The organism is Spirosoma utsteinense (genome assembly GCF_014282275.1).
Classification (GTDB): domain Bacteria; phylum Bacteroidota; class Bacteroidia; order Cytophagales; family Spirosomataceae; genus Spirosoma; species Spirosoma utsteinense.
This window is the reverse complement of sequence record NZ_VFIA01000001.1, coordinates 47,997-69,058: the sequence shown is the minus strand read 5'-3', so window position 1 is coordinate 69,058 and position 21,062 is coordinate 47,997. Positions and strand designations below refer to the sequence as shown.

The 21,062-nt window shown below is 55.3% G+C and carries 15 protein-coding genes; 4 read left to right on the top strand and 11 right to left on the bottom strand.

What is annotated here, in order from left to right:
* Positions 1–186: 186 nt before the first annotated feature.
* The 8 genes from FH603_RS00280 to FH603_RS00245 all read right to left on the bottom strand — a co-directional run bounded on the left by FH603_RS00280 (position 187) and on the right by FH603_RS00245 (position 7,601).
* Positions 187–348, bottom strand: coding sequence for a hypothetical protein (locus FH603_RS00280; protein WP_186734863.1), 162 nt, complete (start codon positions 346–348; stop codon positions 187–189).
* A 321-nt stretch (positions 349–669) separates the two neighbouring features.
* Complete coding sequence (locus FH603_RS00275) at positions 670–3,117, bottom strand: TonB-dependent receptor (protein WP_186734861.1); 2,448 nt, start codon at positions 3,115–3,117, stop codon at positions 670–672.
* A 157-nt stretch (positions 3,118–3,274) separates the two neighbouring features.
* On the bottom strand, positions 3,275–3,973 hold the full coding sequence (locus tag FH603_RS00270; protein WP_186734859.1) for a DUF4097 family beta strand repeat-containing protein: 699 nt from the start codon (positions 3,971–3,973) through the stop codon (positions 3,275–3,277).
* 32 nt (positions 3,974–4,005) lie between these two features.
* Entirely contained in the window at positions 4,006–4,782 is a 777-nt protein-coding gene (locus FH603_RS00265; RefSeq protein ID WP_186734857.1) for a DUF4097 family beta strand repeat-containing protein, read from the bottom strand.
* 26 nt (positions 4,783–4,808) lie between these two features.
* Entirely contained in the window at positions 4,809–5,588 is a 780-nt protein-coding gene (locus tag FH603_RS00260) for a HEAT repeat domain-containing protein (RefSeq protein ID WP_186734855.1), read from the bottom strand.
* Complete coding sequence (locus FH603_RS00255) at positions 5,572–6,090, bottom strand: RNA polymerase sigma factor (protein WP_186734854.1); 519 nt, start codon at positions 6,088–6,090, stop codon at positions 5,572–5,574. Before FH603_RS00255 ends, FH603_RS00260 begins: the two co-directional genes overlap by 17 nt.
* Before the next feature lie 480 nt (positions 6,091–6,570).
* Positions 6,571–7,014 (bottom strand): DUF2147 domain-containing protein, encoded by a 444-nt coding sequence (locus FH603_RS00250; protein WP_235985303.1) that lies wholly within the window; start codon positions 7,012–7,014, stop codon positions 6,571–6,573.
* Between the two features lie 386 nt (positions 7,015–7,400).
* On the bottom strand, positions 7,401–7,601 hold the full coding sequence (locus tag FH603_RS00245; RefSeq protein WP_186734852.1) for a hypothetical protein: 201 nt from the start codon (positions 7,599–7,601) through the stop codon (positions 7,401–7,403).
* Positions 7,602–7,926: 325 nt separating this feature from the next.
* On the opposite strand from FH603_RS00245, the gene FH603_RS00240 reads away from it, so the two are divergent.
* A complete protein-coding gene (locus FH603_RS00240; protein ID WP_186734850.1) occupies positions 7,927–8,316 on the top strand; it encodes a hypothetical protein in 390 nt (129 codons plus the stop codon).
* Positions 8,317–8,318: 2 nt separating this feature from the next.
* Here FH603_RS00240 and FH603_RS00235 read toward each other — a convergent pair whose 3' ends face one another.
* Positions 8,319–9,320, bottom strand: coding sequence for a lipid A deacylase LpxR family protein (locus tag FH603_RS00235; RefSeq protein WP_244967978.1), 1,002 nt, complete (start codon positions 9,318–9,320; stop codon positions 8,319–8,321).
* A gap of 272 nt (positions 9,321–9,592) precedes the next feature.
* Here FH603_RS00235 and FH603_RS00230 point away from each other — a divergent pair, with 272 nt between their 5' ends.
* The 3 genes from FH603_RS00230 (at position 9,593) to FH603_RS00220 (ending at position 15,501) form a co-directional block, all read left to right on the top strand.
* The gene (locus tag FH603_RS00230) at positions 9,593–11,305 is read left to right on the top strand and encodes a tetratricopeptide repeat protein (RefSeq protein ID WP_186734848.1); all 1,713 of its coding nucleotides are present in this window, start codon (positions 9,593–9,595) and stop codon (positions 11,303–11,305) included.
* A gap of 122 nt (positions 11,306–11,427) precedes the next feature.
* On the top strand, positions 11,428–12,777 hold the full coding sequence (locus FH603_RS00225) for a DUF2254 domain-containing protein (protein ID WP_186734846.1): 1,350 nt from the start codon (positions 11,428–11,430) through the stop codon (positions 12,775–12,777).
* A 99-nt stretch (positions 12,778–12,876) separates the two neighbouring features.
* Positions 12,877–15,501 carry a DUF7133 domain-containing protein gene (locus tag FH603_RS00220; protein ID WP_186734844.1) on the top strand — a complete coding sequence of 875 codons (2,625 nt, stop codon included), beginning with the start codon at positions 12,877–12,879 and terminating at the stop codon, positions 15,499–15,501.
* 91 nt (positions 15,502–15,592) lie between these two features.
* Here the strand turns inward: FH603_RS00220 and FH603_RS00215 are convergent, their stop codons facing one another.
* Both FH603_RS00215 and FH603_RS00210 read right to left on the bottom strand, forming a co-directional pair.
* Complete coding sequence (locus FH603_RS00215) at positions 15,593–17,158, bottom strand: glycoside hydrolase family 30 protein (RefSeq protein WP_186734842.1); 1,566 nt, start codon at positions 17,156–17,158, stop codon at positions 15,593–15,595.
* A gap of 228 nt (positions 17,159–17,386) precedes the next feature.
* Positions 17,387–20,884, bottom strand: coding sequence for a carboxypeptidase regulatory-like domain-containing protein (locus tag FH603_RS00210; RefSeq protein ID WP_186734840.1), 3,498 nt, complete (start codon positions 20,882–20,884; stop codon positions 17,387–17,389).
* Between the last annotated feature and the right edge of the window lie 178 nt (positions 20,885–21,062).

The window sequence follows — 21,062 nt, the reverse complement described above, 5'->3', positions numbered from 1 at the left end:
CAATACATAGAACGTCCTGATGGGTTTACTTAAGTATATCCCTAGAATGACTTACCAAACAGGCTCTTCCAGAAGTAGGCTCTTTTCCGCTTAAGGCTGCCTCCACCTACAGGCCCCGCCCGTACAAACGCCTTGCTCGTAGCCCAGGTGTCCGGCGCTTCCCGATCCAGGTTTTCAATCAACCGTTCATCGGCTTCGCCCCCAATAGAAAGCGGTCAGGTTGACCCGTTTAAAGACATTGACTTCCGTCTTGTCCAGCATCAGCCAATAGAACGCGACGTCGTCAGGCAACCCGATCTGAAGGTTCAGGAGAGAAAGCGGAGCGAGCTTGTTGATCTGATCAGCCATGGCCCGGCAAAGCCGGTAGGGTTACGATGGCATTATTGCCCGCTATGTCCGTACCGATAGCGGGCAATCGCCGGGGTGATGAGCACATCTTTCTCCCGGAAGGGTATGTTCAGAAAAGCCAGCGGGCTGTGTCACCTCGGCCACCTGGAATGCTATCGGTGAGGTCGGCAGAGAGAAAGAGGAAAGGAATGAGAACGGTTTGGCTATTGAGCCAGCTAGTCAGGGCAATACTGGTCTGGTCGTCACTCAGGCAACTATTCAGCAGCACGATATCCGGCGCTCCCCGACCAGCAGTTCTGCTGGTCGGGGAGCGCCACTCATTTATCGGTTACCGGCGTCATCATTCCGGATCTTACGGCTTTCCTTGCCGCCGGCACTCATCTGACCAAACCGCCACTCGAAGGCAAGCCGGACCGAGCGGCTTACGAAGAATGAACGCGTGTCGGATTCAAAGGTGGGAGCTGCCTGACGAAAGGTCTGGGACACCCCCCGGTTGAACGGGTTATTGACGCCCAGGGTAAGGCTCGCCTTCTTGTCGAGCATCTCCCGTTTTAGTGCCAGCCCATACCAGTAAAAGGGGGTTCCGGAACCCTGCAAATTGATCCAGCCCGAGTTGACGTTCGCGTTCGACTGGAACGTGTAATTATGGGGCAGTTTATACGTACTGCTGATGTTGAGGTTGCCTACCAGCCCGTTATTGCGCTGGTTCAGAGCGGGGCTGTTTAAATCGACATACCGCAGGTCCATCCCCCCGTTCAAGGTCCAGGTTTTGGTAGCCTGTCCCGACAGGTTCATGTTCAGGCCATAGGCAATGCGCCGGGCAATATTCTGGGGCCTGCTCAGCGAAACGCCCGCTTCGTCGACGGTTCGTACATACTCGATGGCGTTGTTGGTCATGCGCCAGTAGAGGGCTGTATTGACCGACAAGCCCGCTTTCGTCGTTACACTATGCCCCAGTTCGACGGCGTGGTTCAACTCCGGGTTCAGGTATGGGTTCCCGGTTTGCAGGTTGCGCGGATCACTGGCGTTTACCCAGGGGTTCAGGAACCAGAGCTGTGGCCGCTGAATCCGTTGTGTATAGCTGATTTTCAGGGTATGGGATTTAATGCCTTTCGATACGGTGACGCTCGGAATCAGGTTCGTGTACTGGTTGGCCAGTGTGGTCCCGGTGGTCATGAAGTTGCCGTCGATAACCGTCCGCTCGAACCGGGCCCCCAGGTTCATGTTCCATTTTCGGCGGGCTTCGATCCGAAGGGCTGTATAGCCCGAATAGATCTGCTGCCTGTAATCAAAATCATTCGACTGAGCCGGGTCGGTAACCAGGGGCGGCTGCCCATCGAGGGACTGCTCTACGCGGTATTCACTACCGATGTCGCGACCAATGGCTTTCAGCCCCATTTCCAGTTTCAGCTGGGTCGTATCCTGCCCTGTCCTGACCAGAAACGGATGCGTATAATCGGCCTGGAGGGTATACTCTTTGTTGCGGCTGTAATTCGTACTGCGCTGTTGAAAACTGAGTTGGTCGACTTCTCCCAGGGTGTAGCGGTTGGTGGTATAAAAATAATTGTCAGGCATCCGGCTAAACTGCGTCAGCAACGTGAACTCACGCTCCGAGGTGACCCCGGCTGGTTTGCGGAAGGTTTTGGTGTACCCCAGATCGAACTGGCTGTTTCCGTACGGATTTCTCAGCTGGATATCATTCCGAAAATACTGTAGTGTATTGCCCGCCGGATCGGTCAGGCGGTTGATCACCGCGCTATTGTTCGGGTACGAGCCCCCCCAGGCATTTGCCGAAAAATTGATGCGGCTCGTCGAGTCCGGGTCATAATCCAGACTAAACTCGCCATAACCACCGGTACCCGTATTGTCACTGGTGCTGCGTTGAGACAGGTAGTTTAACGGACGCCCTTCAAACAGGGTCGTCCGCAGGGTCTGCGCTTCACGTATCTGCCGGAACTGGTAGCCGTTGGCCGAGAAAGAAAGTCCGATTTTTTTGGTTTTTACCGACAGCTTCGTGTTGGCACTCCGGTTCAGATTTCCCAGTGACCCCATTACTGACCCGTTGAACCCCTGTAGTGCCTTTTTGGTGATGATATTGATCACCCCCGCAGCCCCTTCGGCGTCGTATTTGGCCCCCGGACTGGTAATAACCTCCACCGACTTGATATTGTCGGCGGGCATTTGCCGGAGAGCGTCGGCGAGGTTGCGGGCCATCATCGCCGAGGGCTTACCGTTGATGAGTATACGAATGTTGCTGTTGCCCCGCATCTGGATGTTTCCGTCCAGATCCAAACTCAGCGACGGTATTTTTCGCAGCACATCGGCCGCCGAGCCCCCTACATTGGAAACATCTTTTTCGGCGTTATAAACCAGCTTATCCCCCTTCTCTTCGATCAATGCTTTCTGAGCCGCCACGGTAACCTCCCCCAGCGTCCGGCTTTCTGACCGCAGCGGAACCGCCCCCACCACCGCTGCGGGCTGGTCGGTTGTCAGGTTTACAGACTGGTTTCGGGAGACATACCTGACCGACGATAGCGTGAGGGTATACGGGCCTAAAGCGAGCGACGGCAGCCGGAACGTACCGGCACTGTCGGTGGTGGTACCGGCAATCAATGTCGTAGCATTCCGAACGGCGACCGTTGCAAACGGGACCGGCTGCCGGGTGGCTGAGTCGACGAGCGACCCGGAAATACTGCCTGGATTGACGGATTGGGCAAAAGCGGTCCCAACCCATAGCCCCAGAGCGGCTAAGGAGAAAAACAATTTCATGGCAAGGCTGACAAATGGTTGGTAAACGGGCTGAAAATGAAGAGACCAGTGCCAGCCTTAGCTGAGCAGGAAGGCTGTATACAGGGGCTTTTCAGCTGTTCTAGTCAAAGAGACGATAAAACCGAAACTGTTGCAGCATCCCTGTCGTATTACCAGATTATTTTTCTTTTCGCAGGTAAATGTGGTTACTGATCGACTCCAGCCGCACTTCCGGGCCGCCCCGGAGCACAGTCCCGTTGAGCTGGTACCCCACCAGCGGATTCCTTTCACGCTGGTCGTTGAAATCGATTGCCAGATCGGAATACACTTCGCCCGTGATTGTTTTCATGGCTACGTTAGCGCCCTGCGTACCCGGCCAGCTCATGTCTACATAGCCACTGATGGATTTGGCCCAGACGGGGCCGTTCGCCCCCTGAATGTCGATGTTACCGCTGATCGTCTCGACGCGCAGGGCTGCCTTCCGGGGCAGAAAAACCTCGTAGTTGATCGTACTGCAAACCGAGTGGGTCTCTCCATTTCGATCCGTTCGCCAGGTCGATTTACTACCGGGGCAGTCTTCCAATTTTCCCTGCTTAAGCATTTCGAAATCAAAATCGGTGTTTACGCTGACGGCCCGGGCATCCGATGTCGTTTCGACTTTTAAGGCATCGTTGAGCTTGCCGCTGTTGATCGTCGCTGAAATCCGGACCGAAACGTCGGACTTATCCCAGTAGCGCACCCGGATGTCGTCGCCGAATTTCAGGTTCAGCTGTACCGCCTGACCAGCCGAAAGCGGTAGGGTTTTGGTAATGATCTTTTGAGAAAAAGCCGGGTTTACCAGAAACAAAGCCAATGCCAGGAGCAGGATATTTTTCATGGAAAGGAAAAAAAAGAGTGGAACAAAACGCCTTATTTCTGTTTGCGGATGTAGATATCGCTGCTGATGGTCTTGAGTTGCAGGTCTACCCCTCCGCCGTTTGTTGCCCCGTTTATAACGTGGCCACCGCCCATGCGGGTCAAGCCTTCCTTTTTGTTGAGCCCCAGGTCAAAATCGGTATACATTTCCCCGTTAATGGAGCTTAGTTTCAAATTGGCTTTGGTTGTCGCGGGCATCGTCACGTCAATGGCTCCGCTAATGGTCGAGATCGCGGTCGGCTTGCTTTGGTTGAGGGTCGAATACACGATTTTCACTTCACCATTGGTCGTGTTGGCCACCACCGGACCCGTTACGTTCAGCAGGCTGATACCGCCGTTCTTTGTCCGTATTTCCAGATCGCCCTCTACGTTCTGGACCGTCACATCGCCACTCCCCCAGTTGGTCTGTTCATACAGAATGGCCACTTTCTGGGGCACTCGAATTGTGTAAGGCATATTCTTGCGCGAGGCTTTCTCAATCCGTAGACCACCATTTTCAGCCGTTACGGCCAGCCCGATCCCGGTGTTGTCGACGGCAGCGTTGTAGAGGGGCCGAAGCCCTTTGGCCCGCTCGGGAACCGGCTCCAGTTTTGCCGACGTCTGGATGATCACCTCGTTGCCATTGTACCCCTCTATCTTCAGGTTCGTGGCATCGATCATAATCGTCAGTTTCTGATCTCTGTTGTTGGCCAGTTTCGTTTTGTACTCCTGGGCATACAGCACAGTCCATTGGCATAGGCAACCGATGCCTAGTAACAGCATTTTTCTCATGGCAGTAAGGAATTGATAAGTCTGTTTTACGAAAACGAGCCGGACACGCGGGTCAGGGCAACCGCCCCTTCCTGAGCTTTAAGCCGGACTATTTCCAGCACCTGCTGGTTACGGGCCAGCCATTGCATTTCGGTGGCGGCTCTTTTTTCTTTAATCGCAACCAGCGCTTCGATCAGCGTGAGTTGCACGTTGGGGTCTTTCTGAATCCGCAGCGACTGGATCAGCGCGTCCCGCACGCCCTCCTCCCCCTCGAAGCGCAGCAGGGCCTGACAGGCCGCCAGCCGCACGTTGACGTTGGCGTCGAAGTTGAGCGTGTTTATGAGCAGTTGGGTGATCTCCCGATCGGCCTCATCAAGGTCATAGCTCTGGTTGACAGCCTGAATCCGGTCGCTGGCCGACGTCTGCGACATTCTGCCGAAGGCCAGCGCTTTTTTCATCGATGCCGTTTCCGGCCGATCGTTCGTGGCCAGCACAGCGGGCTTCGCTGCGTCCGGCTGCCAGCGGTTGTAGAATCGTCCCCCCACGAAACCAATCAGCAGCAGGGCTACCCCGGCCGCCAGGCGCATGCCCCAGCTCGTCAGCTGCCGGATCTGGCCGGTTGGGCGCGGGTCCATCCCCCCGACGAAATTGGTCGATGGCTGTTGCTGCTGCGCGTCGCTTACGTATTGAAACAGCGCAGCATGTTGCAGCAGATGGGTTGGCACCTGCCCGGGATGACGGAAGAAATCGCGCAGTTGCTTTTCGTCATCGAGCGTCGTTTCGCCCTCGTAATAGCGGGTCAGCAGTTCGTCAATGGTCGGCTTCATAATCGTTTAGTTTCAGGTACCCGTTCCGCAGGCGTTGCCGTGCCCGCGACAGCGTGACCCGGATGGTGTTAATGGAAAGCCCGGTCAGCTGTTCGATTTCCTCGAAGGAGCACTCCTCCACATCGCGCAGATGAAGCACCAGTTTCTGAGCATCGGGCAACTCGTCGATCAACCGCCGGATCTGGTCTGCGCTGTCGGCCAGTTCGGTTTGCCGATGGGGCGACAGTTGCGGGGAGGCCAGGCTACCCAGATCGGCCTGATCAACGGACTTCTGCCGGGCGTGGGCTTTCAACCGATCCATACACAGGTTCCTGGTCATCTGTACCGCTAGGGCTTCCACACTCTGATAAGTATCCAGCTGTTGACGATTAGACCAGAGCCGCATCAGCACATCCTGCAAGGCATCCTCCGCGTCTTCGCGGTTGCGAAGAAACATCGTAGCCAGGCGGAAGAGTCGATTCTGAACGGGCAGAATCCGTTGCTTAAACGCGAGTAGGTCCATGTCAATGGCAAAGACGACTGAGACGGTAAAACATTACAGAACGAATCTCTTTTTTTTAACTCGCCGGTTTTTGCGCCCAAATTCATGAAAAGATATTGTAGTAAATCAATGCGCTGTCTTCACAGGCTATCCCTCCCGATGACCACTGCATTCGATAGACCATCAGTAGTGAAGCGAAGTGTACACCTGTTTATAAAGCAGATCCACAGGAAGGCAAATGAAAACGCCAAATAGCCGTCCCGATCTTCGGGGCGGCTTTATTGAAAAAACCATTCTACAAAAATTTAGCTGGAGACGAAAGAGACTGGATGCTGTAGCCAATCGCTTAAAAATCTGTTCTGAGGGGGATTACCCGATACGCCACAGAGTACCCTCATCGAATTATAGGGTGTGACGTATGGGCAGAAAACAATCGATATAAACGGCTAATCGAACACGGCCGTGGCCGGATCAGTACGTGTCGGCCCTAATTAATGGAAGTCACCCCCTTACGCTGGTGGTTTCCTGCCGGGTCATGATGAATTTCCGATGAAACAGCTTGATGCCTTTGTATACCGTCACACTGATGGCATGCGGCTCGAGCATATGAATCTCGACGCTCAGGGAAATGCCTGTTTTAGGATGAGTCAACTGCCCGCCTGACCAGACCTGGCCGTTATACCGAAGATTACGAATGAGCAGGGTATCTTTTACCAGGCCAAAGTTCGCTTCACCCGCCTTGTCGACTTCAGCCACACGGGCAAAATAGAAGCTCCCCCGCCGGTAGATATCGACGCTGGACCCCCTGGAGGGAAATAGCCACCGGCCAATGAGCTGGTCTGCCTGTTGGTCGGCGATAGCACCCGTCATCAGAAAAAACAAGAGGGACCATACGCACCATCGATGGATAAACCCGGGCATGAGTTCACGAAGATTCTTCACCATACATCAAGCGTACATCAAGCAAATTAGGGATGTCCAATGGGACTGTCAGGGATATAACGGCTTCAGAGGCTTCTAAGTTTGATCGGGCCCGGCTGGCACTTACCGGAAGAATAGCCCCATCTATTGCCTGTAACCTGCTTTTACCGGCTACGCCTACTATCGAAAACCAACCGTTTGAGCCGTCTACGCCCAATACCAGCCCCTGTTGCACAAAAAAAAGCAAAGCTGGCCATTGGTCAGCTATAATGTGATTTTTTTACCTGACTTTTTTTTGAACGGATAGTCTCCTACCCTTTCAGGAAGCTTGTCGGGCTGGCGACAGATTGCCCCTGCCGCGCTTTTTCAACGTACACTTCCGCTGTTGTCAAGTACGAATGCGCTGCCTCTTAGTAAGCACAGATGCGAACCCGGGCCAGACGAATGCCCGGTTGATTGAAATGACGCTGCATTTCGGCGAACACCCAGTCAATGGCTTCGTCGGGATCCCGGGCGGAAACAGACAGGTCTTCATTCTGCCGGATATGGTGATTCATTTCATCGAGTACGTCAAATACGACCCGGATTTGCTGTTTCCTGTTGGTTGCCATAGTATTCTGAATAAAAGCTACTGGAACAGCTGCCGTGCCGATCACCCACAGCGCACCGTCTTTATGGCTGTCGATGCAGGTAGCTGCACGTTCACGGGTAAAAGTAACAACTTTCTACTATACTTGTATTATATACCAATACAATATTACATGGAACTAGACGTGTCCAGACGCTGAATGGTACAACAGCGCTCGACGTTTGGGTTGAACGCTCATGATTCAGCGTATTGATCGGGAGCCATTGGCGCGTCTGCCGGTCCGTTGAGTACGGGTCCTGAACATCCTGTTTGAAGAGCGGTTAGGTTAAAAACGGTCTGACAACCTGGTGAACAAACGACGCATATACCCCGACGATCTCGACAGTACACCCTATAAAGAATTGATTCAGACGCTCGCCTATCAATGGGTACAGGCTGAACTACCAGCCTTGGGGTTGAGCTATGCCGATTACATAACGGACTTAAGGACTTTGCTGCTGACGACTCAAAACCCGGATCGGACAACGGCTATCGTCCAGGCCGTACTCACCCAGGCGATAGCGCTCCGCAAAACGTCGGCCTGGGTAGACGAGGAACTTAAATTCGAGGGGATGATCCACGGGGCCGACCGGACCGACTTTTTACGACTCGATCTCCAACAGGCTGATTCGGTCGATGATCTATTGCTGGATCGGTACAACGAACGAATCAACCGGTTTGACCCTACCAATGAATAGCGTCATTCCGTAATGGCCTGAGGGGTAAGCGGACTGAACGATACCCCGATTTTCACCCCGCCCCAGCGATGAGGCCGACCCGTCACAAATTCCCGGCTCAGCGTCGACTGATCGTATTCCAGATACAGGTTTTTGTAACGAAACACCGCACCCAGGTTCACCTGGACGGTTGTACGCGCCAGCTGATTGGCCTGGATCACGTAGGGGCTGCTTCGATTGAACAGCCCTCCTTGCAGGCTGGCATCATACGCAACCAGACCGATCAAAGGCTGGGCGAATACATATACCTGCATTGGTAACCGCCGACGGGTCCGGGCCGCGAACGGCGAATCGAACCGACCCGCCATGACCACAATGCCCGTTTGTAACCGATTGGCGAACGTACCAGCCTGGGCCTGAACCGACGCACTGACCAGCACCAGCCGACGATAGGCATAGAGCTGTTGGTCGTAGGCGAGCGTATAATTCACGATCACGTCGTTGCGAATCTGGTGCTGCCAGCCGTGGGGTTCAACTCCGTTTGTGAGCCGGTGCAGGGCCGTTTGAATGGGCCCACCCAACGCGACCGGCCCGATCATACCCGTACTCAGCACCGACGATACCCTGACCCGGCGTAGCGTATCGACCGACATACTGAATGTTTTGACTAGTATACAGCCCGCAAAAGGACGGTCACCAACGGGGATCGCATCGCGCTGGATCGACGTCGGCGTAAACCCGAAATGCTCGAAGGCCAGACCGTACTGGTTCTGGCCAACTCTGCTTTTGACAAGCAGCCTGGTCAGTGGATTTTTTTGAAGCCCTGCCCTGACTGCCTCAATAGAATAGCCCTGGGTATAGTAATAGTCAGTGCCCGTGAATAAATCGTTGTGGTAATGCAGGCGGATGAAGCTGGCCTGACCCATTTGCCGAAACAAGGCTGTATTGTCGATCCGTTGCGCTGAACCGAAGCCGGAGACCAGACACCCTACCAGCGCCAAACAGCGTGTTATGGTTTGCATCATATATAAGTAAATTCCAGTCAGTCTTTAAGTTACCTATAAGGAATGTGACCGAGTTTGCCAGTATAGCCGTGACCAATCAACCTCACACATAGCGCTTGATCCAGTTGCTGCATCATACGATTGACTTGTTCACGGGGCAAACCAGGTAAGGGGTCTCTCCGACTCTAAGTTAATTCTAAGCTCACTCTAAGCAGGCTCTTATAGGAGCGATGTAAATTGTGGTTACTTCCCGGACGGACATTTCTTCCCGGGAATCCAAACCCCAACGATCCATGAAAACGCACATAAATTGCTTACTACTGACCGCGTTGGTTGGGACGGCTCTGGCCCAAACGCCCGCCCCCGATGCCGCAACACTCATGAATTTAGGCCGTTTTGACGAGGCTACCCAACTACTGACGCACAATGCCCGGCAAAACCCATCCATGCAGGCCTATTTCGATGCCGGCTACGGTTACCTGCGGGCAGGCCAACCGGATTCGGCCCGTATCTGGTTTACGAAAGGGGTACCTATGGATGAAAAGCGCGTACCCCTTAATCAAACAGGTGTCGCCATCAGCTATCTCGTGGAGAACAATACCGCCAGCGCTGAGCCTGAACTGGCAGCGGTTAGTAAGAAAAGCAAAGGTAAAAATGCGACTATTCTCTATCGCATTGGTGAGGCCTACACCGGTTATCTGACTCCGGATAGCGGCTCCATAAAACCCCGCTTCCCCAACGCAGTCAATGCAACCAAAGCCATCGACTACCTCAACCAGGCTGCTGGACGGGACAAGAAAAACCCGGCCATTCAACTCATCCTTGGCGATGCCCATTATCTGAACAGAGATGCCGGAACAGCCGTTACCCGGTACGAAAGCGCCATTGAACAGGGTATGGATCCCGCCCGCGCCTATCAACGTATCGGCGACATCTACTGGCAGGGACGCAACCTGAATCTGGCGGTGGAAAATTACAGGAAGGCTATTGAAGCTAACCCCAGTTACGCACCGGCTTACCGACAATTATCGGAATTGTATTTCCTGGTAAATCGCTACAAAGAGGCCGCAACCTACAGCGATCAATATGTACGTGTGTCCAGCGACCGTCGGCCCGAGACGCTGCTCCGGCAGGCCCAGTTTCATTTTCTGGCTAAAGAATACCAACGGGCCGTTAATCTGATCGATAGTAACCGGACCGTGTTGGCACAGAATCCAATTGTATACCGGATTCAGGGGTGGGCGTATTCGGGCCTGAAACAACCCCAAAAGGCAATAGAAAATATCAGTACGTTTCTCGATAAAGCGCCGGACAAAGTAATGTATGATGACTATAAGTACCTGGGGCAGGCTTATCTGGCTATCGAAAATCCCGGCAGCGACTCATTGAAAGCCATCAGTGATTCATTGGGGATTACCTATCTCGAAAAAGCGGCTCCCTTCGACACTACGGAGAATCTCTATGGCGACATTGCCAAATATTATTACCGGTCGAAAAAGCACGAACAGGCCGTAGCGACGCTCGATTCAGCCGCCAGTCACGGCCATAAAGCAGATGTACAGGATTTGTTCCGGTATGGCATGAGTAACTATACCCTTGGCTTCCAGCGCGATAGCCTCGGCAAGCTGGTTCGGGATACGACTCGCTTTGCCCTGGCTGACTCGGCCCTGGCGCTGGCCCAGCAAGCCTCTCCCGACTATGCACCAACCATACTCTACCGGGCTAAGGCCAATTATTACGCCTACCCGCCGGAAGAAGCTGTTCGTAAGGGGGAGGCAAAACCTTACTTCGAACAATTCATCGGTCTGGTCGAAGGAAAAGAAGAGGAGAGAAACCGCTATAAGAAAGACTTGATCCTGGCCTTCAAGTATTTGATTTCTTACCACGAGCTGGTCAGTAAAGATATGGCGGCCCGGGCGGAGTGGCTCAAGAAAGGCCTGGCCTTGTTTCCCCAAAACAAGGATCTGGCAAAAATTGCTACCTCGGAAGACGATGAACAGCAATAAGGCACCTGACTGATCGTAATGGCACCGCTACCCGTTACTCGCCTTACCAACACCCCTATTCAACCCAAATCGGTAGCTACCGATTAACCGGGACGTTTTGCCAGACTCCCTAAAATGTTTTTATGAACAACCGGTCAGGTCACTATTGGCAGCAGCTTCGGGAATCACTTTGGTTTGTGCCGGGGGTATTGGTATTACTTTCGTTTGGGCTGGCCTACGGGCTGGTTGAATTTGATACAAACACTGCCTGGAAAGGCAAAAAACAGTTCCCCTTGCTGTTTGGCAACGGAGCCGAGGGAGCACGTGGCATGTTGACGGCTATTGCCGGTTCGATGCTAACGGTGGCTGCCCTGATCTTTTCGCTTACCTTGTCCACCATTACCCAGGTCAGTAGCCAGTACTCCCCCCGGGTGCTACGTAATTTCATGAGTGACCGGCTTAACCAGTTTATCATGGGTTATTTCGTGAGCGTGTTTGCTTACTGCCTGATTGTACTGGGTACGATCAGGGGCAGCGATGAGGGGCAGTTTGTTCCGGCCACGGCGGTAGTCGTTGGCCTGCTATTGGCGCTGGGCGGAGTGGCTGCGCTGATCGTTTTTATTCATCACATCGCCGAGTCACTCCAGACCGGGACCATTGTGTCGCATATTTTTCGTGAAACGGGCAAAGCCATCGACAATCTGTTTCCCGCTACTGTAGGCGAACCCCTGACTGATTCGTACTATGATGAAAACGACCTTCGCCTGGCCGACGAGCCAACGGGCTGGTGGGCCGTGAAGGCCGGGCAGGTGGGGTATTTACAGCGCATCGATACGCACGGACTGTTGCAGTGGGCAACACGCCATGAGCTTATCGTACGGCAGGAAAAAGAGGTGGGCTCGTTTCTGGGGGAAGGAACGGTCGTGTTCAGCGTACGAGGTGACAATAAGCGCCCTGAACCCATAAAGGCCGATTGGCCTGCCGACCTTATGACCTATATCACAATCGGGAAGCATCGTAGCATTGAACAGGACGTGAGCTTTGGTATCCAGCAACTGGTCGACATCGTTTTGAAAGCACTTTCTCCCGGCATCAATGACACCACCACCGCTATCATGACGGTTGATTTTCTGGGTGCCATTGGGGAACGGCTGGCCGGGCGCGTGTTTCCCTCCCGACTGCGCTCCGATGGAACCTGTCTTCGCCTGATCGTAGCAACCCGCAGTTTCGATCAGTTTATCCGGCTGGCTTTTGACCTGCCCCGTATTAATGCGAAAGGCAACCACGCTGTTTTGCTGCGGTTGATACAAGCGCTGGCCCTTACGGCTCGGGCGACCTCTTCAGCAGATCGCCAGCCTGTTCTCCGGGAGCAGGCTACCCTGTTGCTGGCCTGGGCTAACCAGACCTTAGCGTCGGATTATGAAAAGAAGACCGTACGCGACTCGTATGCCGCGCTGCTAGGCTTTCAGAACAAGGTTGGCTATACTGGTTAAACACACTTAATCGCGTTGACAATAGTTAAAATAAACCGTCACTATTACTTTGGTAGATAAACAACCGGTAATGGCATCATTACTATTTATTGGCAACGCATGTTTAAGATTTCGCTAAGCTTCCTGACTGCTTTTCTATTGAGTTTTGGACTACCTGAAAACCTGAGGCTACTCCATAAACCAGCCGTTTCGGGGACTGTTGTCCAGGCACCGGACTACCCGCCTGATCTGCAGGTAACCAACTTCACGGGACCTGATCTGACACCCAGCCCGGCCTGTCTGGCAGTGGCTCCCACCGGCGAGGTGTTCGTTGGCGTCGACAAGCAGGGGTCGCTGGGGAAGAAGCCGGACATGGGTGCTGTCGTCCGGCTGGTAGACAGCGATAACGACGGAAAAGTAGACCAGCATACAACCTTTGCCAAAGTCAATAACCCGCGGGGTATCATTGCCCTGGGCGATCAGGTGTTTGTGCTGCACGCGGCCTTCTCGTCTGAAACCGGAAAAGCAACGGGCATGGATCTGGTCGTGTTCGACGATAAAAACGGGGATGGCGTGGCAGACGGCCCTTCCAGACCGCTGGTAGAGCATATCAGCAACGTTAAGTTCATTCAGGAGCGGGGGGTCGATCATGCGACCAACGGTATCCGAATGGGTATCGATGGCTGGATCTATATTGCGGTAGGCGACTTTGGTTTCCACGATGCCGTCGATCGTTCGGGTAACAAGCTGACCATGCTGGGGGGCGGCATTGTGCGGGTAAGGCCCGATGGGACCGAAATGGAGATCTTCTCTCATGGCACACGAAATATTTACGATGTAGCCATTGACCCTTACATGAACATTTTCACGCGCGATAACACCAACGATGGCGGGGGCTGGAACATCCGGTTCAGCCATCAGCTCCAGTCGGCTGAGTATGGCTACCCGGTATTGTTCAAGCACTTCACCGACGAGATCATACCGGCGCTGGTCGATGTAGGGGGCGGGTCGGGTACGGGTGCCCTGTTCATGGATGAACCCAGCTGGCCGAAAAAATACAACCAGGTGCCGATGATGGCCGACTGGGGCCGCAATCAGTTGTATATCCACCGGGTAACGCCCGACAAAGGCACCTTTACCCAGCAGGAGGAAGCCTTTATCAAACTACCGCAAATTACCGATGTGGATGTGGATGGATCGGGACGTCTGTATCTGGCGGCCTGGAATGGGGCGGGTTATTCCGGCAATCCCGATAAAGGCTATGTCGTACGGGCGGTACCGCAAAACTGGACCTACCAGGCCTTCCCGAACCTTAAAAAAGCCTCAGTCAAAAACCTGGGCGTATGGCTTGCATCGAAGAGCGCCGTAGCGCGTTTGTGTGCGTCTCAGGAATTGCTCACCCGTCCCGGAAAGCAGGCGGCTAAAGTGGCCTGGAAGGTTGCCTCAGATCAAACGATGCCGTTGGCAAACCGGGTGGCGGGCATCTTTACCTACGCCCAGGCTGCCGGCGACAAAGGCATCGACAAATTGGTACAGCTCACGCAGGATGCTGCCGTCCGGGAGTTTGCCCTTCGCGCACTGGCCGACCGAAAGCCGTTTATCAAAAACGTACCGCTGGCACCTTTCCTGGAGGGAGTGAAGGACCCGTCGGAGCGGGTGCAGGTAGCGGCCCTGATCGGTCTGGGCCGTCTGGAACGTAGCGAAGCGGCCGCAGCCCTGCTACAGGTCAGCGTACCCAACACACTGGCTGCCCCGGCCAACGGTGTAGAAGGCCCGCATGCCGCCCCCCATGCCTCGGTCGTGCCGGCCCATCTGGCGGTTCGGTCGCTGGTGAAGCTAAACGCTGTGACAGCCTGTGTGCAGGCCATCACTTCACCCAACCCTACCCTGGCGCTGTGGGCACTGCGGTACATGCATACGCCCGAAGCGGTTGACGGGCTGATACGCGCCTACAGCCAGACCAGCGATGCGAACCTCAAAAGCCAGCTGCTGACCACCCTCGGACGCCTGTATAAGCAGGAGGCACCTTATGATGCGTCCTGGTGGTGGAGCACCCGCCCGGACACCCATGGCCCCTATTACAAATCGATCGTTTGGGCATCCTCCCCGGCCATCAAAACCCTCCTGCTGGCCGAATGGCAGCAGGCAAAAGACAAGCAGTTTTTCACCGACCTGAACAGTCGGCTTCGGCTGGACATTGCCGAATTTGGGGTGGAAGAGCCGGTAGCGGTTCAGGTGGAGAATAAAGTAGATCTGGAGAAGATACGGAGTAAAAAGGGTCAGGTAGGCGAAGCATCCATCGAAGATGTCATGCTGGCGATGGCCAAACTACCGGGCGATGCAGCCCTGGGCAAAACCCTGTTTACCCAGCAAGGCTGCGTCGCCTGCCATAGCCTGGCCAGAAACGAACCGATGAAAGGTCCTTTTATGGGACAAATTGGATCGATCATGAACCGGGAACAGATTGCCGAATCCATTCTCAAGCCAAACGCGTCCATATCGCAGGGCTTTGCTTCCGTTTCGGTTACCGCAAAAGGGAATAAAAGCTACACCGGATTTATTACCGAGGAATCGGCAACCCGGCTGGTCATGCGGGATATCACGGGTCAGGTGTACACCATCAAAAAAGCGGACCTGCTGAGCCGCAAGGAACTGGATTCGTCCATGATGCCAACGGGCCTGGCCAATGCGTTGTCCTACGACGAGTTTGCTTCGCTGATCACGTTCCTGTCCCAACAAAAATAAACCAGTCCTGGCAGTCTGCGGCTACTCTTCGGCACCTATTGAAACGGTTCCGAAGGGTAGCCGTTTCTGTTTCATCTACCCGCTTAGCGGGTCAGTTACTATAGTCGCCTACCAGCGTCGTGATACTTTTCGCGGCAACGGTAAAGCTTCCTGCTGCATTCGCCTGGATGGGCATAAGGGCCTTGTCGGCAGCTGTTTGGTAGAGTCGGATATGACGAAGTGTGCCCGTCGTGAGGGTCGACTCAATAGTTACCGCGTTGTTCGACCGGTTCACAATGACCGTAATCAGCTTCTGATCGTTGTTCCTGAACGAAGAAACCAGTACATCGTCGGAATCGGAATCCAGCGTTGCCGCCACCCGTACAGCCCCGGGGCGGATAAACTGGCTGTAGTTTCCCAGCGCCCATAGCATTCTGGCGGGCTGGTAGCTGCCACCCGTTTTGTTCTTGTCTACGTAGATCAGTCCATCTTTGTAATTATAGGGCGAGAGGGCGATCCACCAGTGCCAGGCCGACGCATTGGCGTGGGTCAGGTCGTTATGAATAACCGAGGCCACATACAGCGCCGGATCGATGCCCAGATCCCGGCCTTCACCCCGTATCTCACCCTCATTGTCGCCCAGGATGCAGTACTCCGACATCCAGTATTTCAGACCGCTAGCTGCCAGATCGGTTGCCAGTTGCCTACGCCGGGCAGCTGCCGCTTTGTAAGGCGACGTGGTAAAGTAGCTATGCCCCGAAATGGCCCGGGTTACGTTGGGCAGATCACCCAGGTAATCGGGAGATGTTTTCTGGAAGAAAGCCTTGATCTGGCTGCTGCGGCCCGGCCGGTTATGATCCGAATAGAGGTAATCGATCTGGCCCGCTTCGGCAATGTTGATCTGCGTTGGCAGCTTTTCTGTCAACAGAGCGGCACTGAGCGACCGTGTCAAACCGGCAATCTGGTTGTTAAAGAACGGTGTTCCTTCCTGACCGCCATCGCTCCAGTCCCACTGGGGTTCGTTAACGGGGCTGACATACTGAAAGGTGATACCCGTCTTATCGCGAACACCGGCGACGACCCTGGCCAGAAAGCGGGTATACGAGTCAAACTGGTCGGGGTTAAGATTGGGAAGCCCCTTGTTGGCATATCCTTTATGGTTGGTGGTGAACTGAACCGGTGGGCTGTTGGGAAAGGCCAGAAACTCGGCAACGCCACGGTCTCTGGCGGCCTGTAGAAACCACACCTGGCCGCTCTGCTTAGTCCAGTCATAGGTACCATCCTCCTTGAGGAACGATTCGGCCCGTCGCCATTCGTCTTTGATGCCGCTTTTATCGCCTTGTTCAGCCGTTCCGGCACCGATGTTGAAGCGCCAGAGTGAGAGACCAATGCCTTTTAGCTGCCCGGTTGGCAGGGTATCGCGGCTGAAAAGAAGGTCGGCGATACCTGACCTGGTAGCCGTGGGCCAGTTGCCCACAAACTGGCAGGCCCAGGCATCGGACGCCCCGAAATGGTCGATGGTCTGAAAGGTTGCTTTCGGATCGATCGTCAATTTCAGGACTTTAGTATCGGCAGCTTGACGGGAAACGGGAGCAGGTTTGTCTGCTTTACAGGAGCCAATGATCAATAAGCTGTTGACCAGTAGCCAGGGCAGGAAGGCGCGGCTTAGTACGTGCATAAGATAAGGGGTGAATTAACTGACAAATAAGTTGGGGGGCCTCACCTACTGAGTTACCACTTAACTTATTTTCCTGGACAGGCCGGGTTAGTAGCCCGGGTTTTGCTTAAGCCGGTTGGTTCTGCTATGGACGTCAACATCGAACTCGGACTGCGTCAGAAACGGGAACCGGCGCTGTAACCCACTGCCAATAGACCGTCGGCAGCTTACAAATAGGCTGCTCTACACCTACCTCATGGGGAGTACCCAGGTGAAATAAATAGGCACCCCCTCGGTGCTTAGCCCCTGTACGACTACGCGCAGCCGCCGGGCCGTATCGCTAAGCGGGAAATTCAGGCGGGCCTGTCCGTCGAGGTCACTTCGTCCCAGGGGTTGCCAGTACAGCACGTCGCGCCGGTCGATGCGCTCGCCCCCCTGGAGCAGCTCATAGCGCGGTACGTAGTACTCGCGGGGTGTAACAAATCCCACCAGCGTAACGGCCGGGCTGGTAAATTCAGGAAGGGTAACGTTCTTACCCTTACGGGTGAAGATGGCAATGACCCCTGCGGCCGCCCGCACCCCATAGATGCCTGCTGTTGTTGAATTTTTGAGAATCTCGATCCGGCTAACCATCCGAGGCTCAAGTAAATCTACAACATTGCCATCAGCATATATGCCATCAATAATGTACAGGGGAGTATTATCCCCGTTGATAGGCCCTCGTTTAAGCATTCCAATACCAGGAACCATTTCAAGTAGGGACCAAATGTTAGTAGCATTCAGCGTTGAATTGTTTCCTTCCACCACTAATGTTCCATCAGCTTCATTGTGCAAACTGGCTCGTTCTACGTCTACCGGTCGCTTATCCCGATCCACATACTTTGTTGCCCGTACCACCACTTCGGCCAGTTGGCGGGCCGTCGAGTCGCGGTACAGGGCAGGCCACTCGCTCTGGCGTACGGATGCATCGGCTGTCCAGCGGACCAGTGCGCCCCAGTCGGGAGCGGGCAGCGCTTCGGCTGAAAACGATCCCCCAGGCTGATCGATACGGACTACGGCACTACTGGTTTTGGGCGTACGAGCCCGTACCTGCACGGTATCGGTCAGCAAGAGATTCGACAGCCGGAAGCGTCCGCCCCTATCGGTGGTCAGGCTGCGCAGGAGTTTTAACCCTTTGTTTTCCAGCTGCAACGTAACGGTTTCGTTCGCCAGCGGGCGACCCCGGCTGTCCTGCACCTGCCCGCTCAGCGCCCAGCCGCCCGTCGAGTCGGCAGGTGTTGGGGCCGGCAGTCGTCGCCAGCCCCGCGTTAGCAGCAGCAGGTCCAGGTCAGCCCCGTTTTCAGCCAGCAGGTAATGCGCCGGTGATTCGATACGTCCGTCCCCAAGCCCACTCGTCAGTAGCAGGTGTGTGCGCAGATCCACCTGGTTGGTATCGGCGGGCAGTTGGTCGGCGTCGGTTACAGCGGCCGACCAGATAGCGGCTATGGGGTAATTTTCCTGGTCGCGGAACTGTAAGCCGATAGCGACTTGCTCACGGGGGGCATAGCGTATTTTGGCGGTGACGACCCGCATTTGCATCGGGCCACGCTGTTCGGCCACAAACACCAGCCGCTCGGCTCTGGCCCGGCCCGCCGTATCCCAAAGTGTCAGCCGACATACGCCCGGGGGCAAGTTACCGGTGGGCAATGCAAACTGTGCTTCCCCTTTGGTCAGTTGCCACTTTTGCCGGTAGACCAATTGCTCGCGACTTTGCAGGGTAATGTACACCGGCTGCTGCTGGTAGCGGCCAGTAGCGTGAACCGTCACCAACAACCGCGCACTGTCCGACAGCGCATCGGCCGACAGCGCCCAGCCTTCCGGCTCTGCTTCGGGCAACGCCATAGGGGGAACTACTGCGTTGGCGGATTCGTCGAGCCGGGCTACGTACCGCTGGCCGGTTTGCGGAGTCAGCCTAACCTGACCCAGCCCCAGCACGTTGGTTGAGAAGCGCGCTATGTCCTGCCCGGCCCCATCCACAATACGCCCGCTGACGGCCCGCCCCCGCCCGCCCGGCTGCACTACCCGAATACCCAACCGAGCGGGCACCCCCGCTAGCCAGCGCCCTCCCTCGGGCAGAAACTGCACATCCAGCGAATCCATTGCGATACCAGCCCCACCACCCGCCAGGGCAGCCACTTCCCGGCGGCTTCCATCATTACGTCCCGGCAGCCGTATGTTCTGTACCGTTAGCGGAGTCTCGAAAGCGGGTCCGCTCGGGGTTTGATCCATAACGGTGTAGGCCCGCAACCGGTAGGTACCAGCCAGTAGCGTATCGCTCAGTCGTAGCTGGCTCACCGCCCGCCCGTCGTTGATCTGTAGCCACTGGTGACTGATGAGCCGACCCTCCGGTGCCAGCAATTCTACGTGCAGAGACTGGTCGGCCAGACCCTCCGGCGGCAACTGCCGGAGGGCATCCACTACGTAGGCGCTGAACCAAACGACATCACCCGTGCTGTAAAGGGCTTTGTCGGTATGCACAAATACCAGCGGTGCCGTATGGCGGGCCTGCCGTTGGCGGTAGCTCAGCAGGGAGTCGAGCCGGGCATCGGGCCGCAGTGTTCGGCCACCGGCAATGTCGATAGGTTCAAGGAGTTGCTTGTTGGTGGGTATCCAGTCGGCAGGCAGCAGCGTAGCCAGCCGGTCATCGCCGAGGTAGCCCCGCACATCCAGCCCCTTTCCCTCGGTTACCCAGCCGTTGGTGGTCAGGCTGATCGACTGATGGGGAAACAGAAGCATGGAGTAAGCATAGGGCGAGTCGTTATAGGGAGAGTTACGGGTGTAAACCCGGTTGTAATAGACCTCCAGCGGCTGAGCCGACATCAGGTGGCGCTCAAATGGCGCACCGCCCGGCTGGAAGAGGGCCAGCGCCTGCTGTGCATCCAGCCGTTGTCGTTCTACGGTACGCACCAGTGGCATAGCCTGCGCTGCTGCCGGAGAGCCATCGGCCAGCAGGGGCGTTCGATAAACGGTGAAGCCCTCCTGCTCGTGGGTGCCTGTCAGCAAACTGGCCAGCAGATGCTGTAGCGAGCTGTGATAGGCTTTGAGCCGGTTGGCCTGCCAGGTTGCCTGCTGGCGGGCATTGGCCGGTTTTAGCTCCTCGAAGCGGCAGTCGCCGGCAAAGTCCATGCGCCCCCGGTAGAGATCGAAGTGCAGCAGGGTATAGTGCAGCCGGTAGCCTAAGGCATTGTTTTCGATCACTAATGGCTCATCGGCCCTGGCCAGCAGGTGGCCTTTCTCTTCGGAAAAGCGCAGTACACTGGCGTTGACGATGCTGGTTTGGCGGGCGGGGGGCCGGTTGCCCAGCAACTCGCGGCTGAACTGGCGATACTGCCGCTGCCAGGCCCCACTACGCCGGGCAGACACCGTGACAGCAGCGAGGTCGCTACCGGATGCCTTTAGGTCGAGGTCGATGGTATAGGTGCGGGCTTCGTTCAGGCGCAGGGTTTGGCGGGTGGTGGTGTAGCCCAGCATCGAGCCAACCAGTTCGTAAGTACCCAGCGGCAGGCCGGTCAGGCGGTAGATGCCGTTCTCATCGGCGGTACTGCCCCGGGTAGAGTTGTTGATGTAAACGCTGGCAAAAGGCAGCACTTGACCCGTTTTAGGGTCGAGTACCCGACCGGTCAACGTAGCAGAAGGCGTTTGGGCTTGCACGGCACCCTGTACTATCACGAGTAATAAACAAACCGTAATAAGAAGGAGTGTCTTCATAAATACAGGGGCTCTGGCTGGCCATTAAGACTTGGTGGGATTGATACTTGGCATCGTACTGTAAAAAAAGCTCTCTAACCGTACGAGGCTACCTAGTTTCGGTTACGCCAAATAGGGCATTTAAAGTTATTAGTGAACATACACATTTGTCCCGCCACATTGAGAAGGACTTCGACCT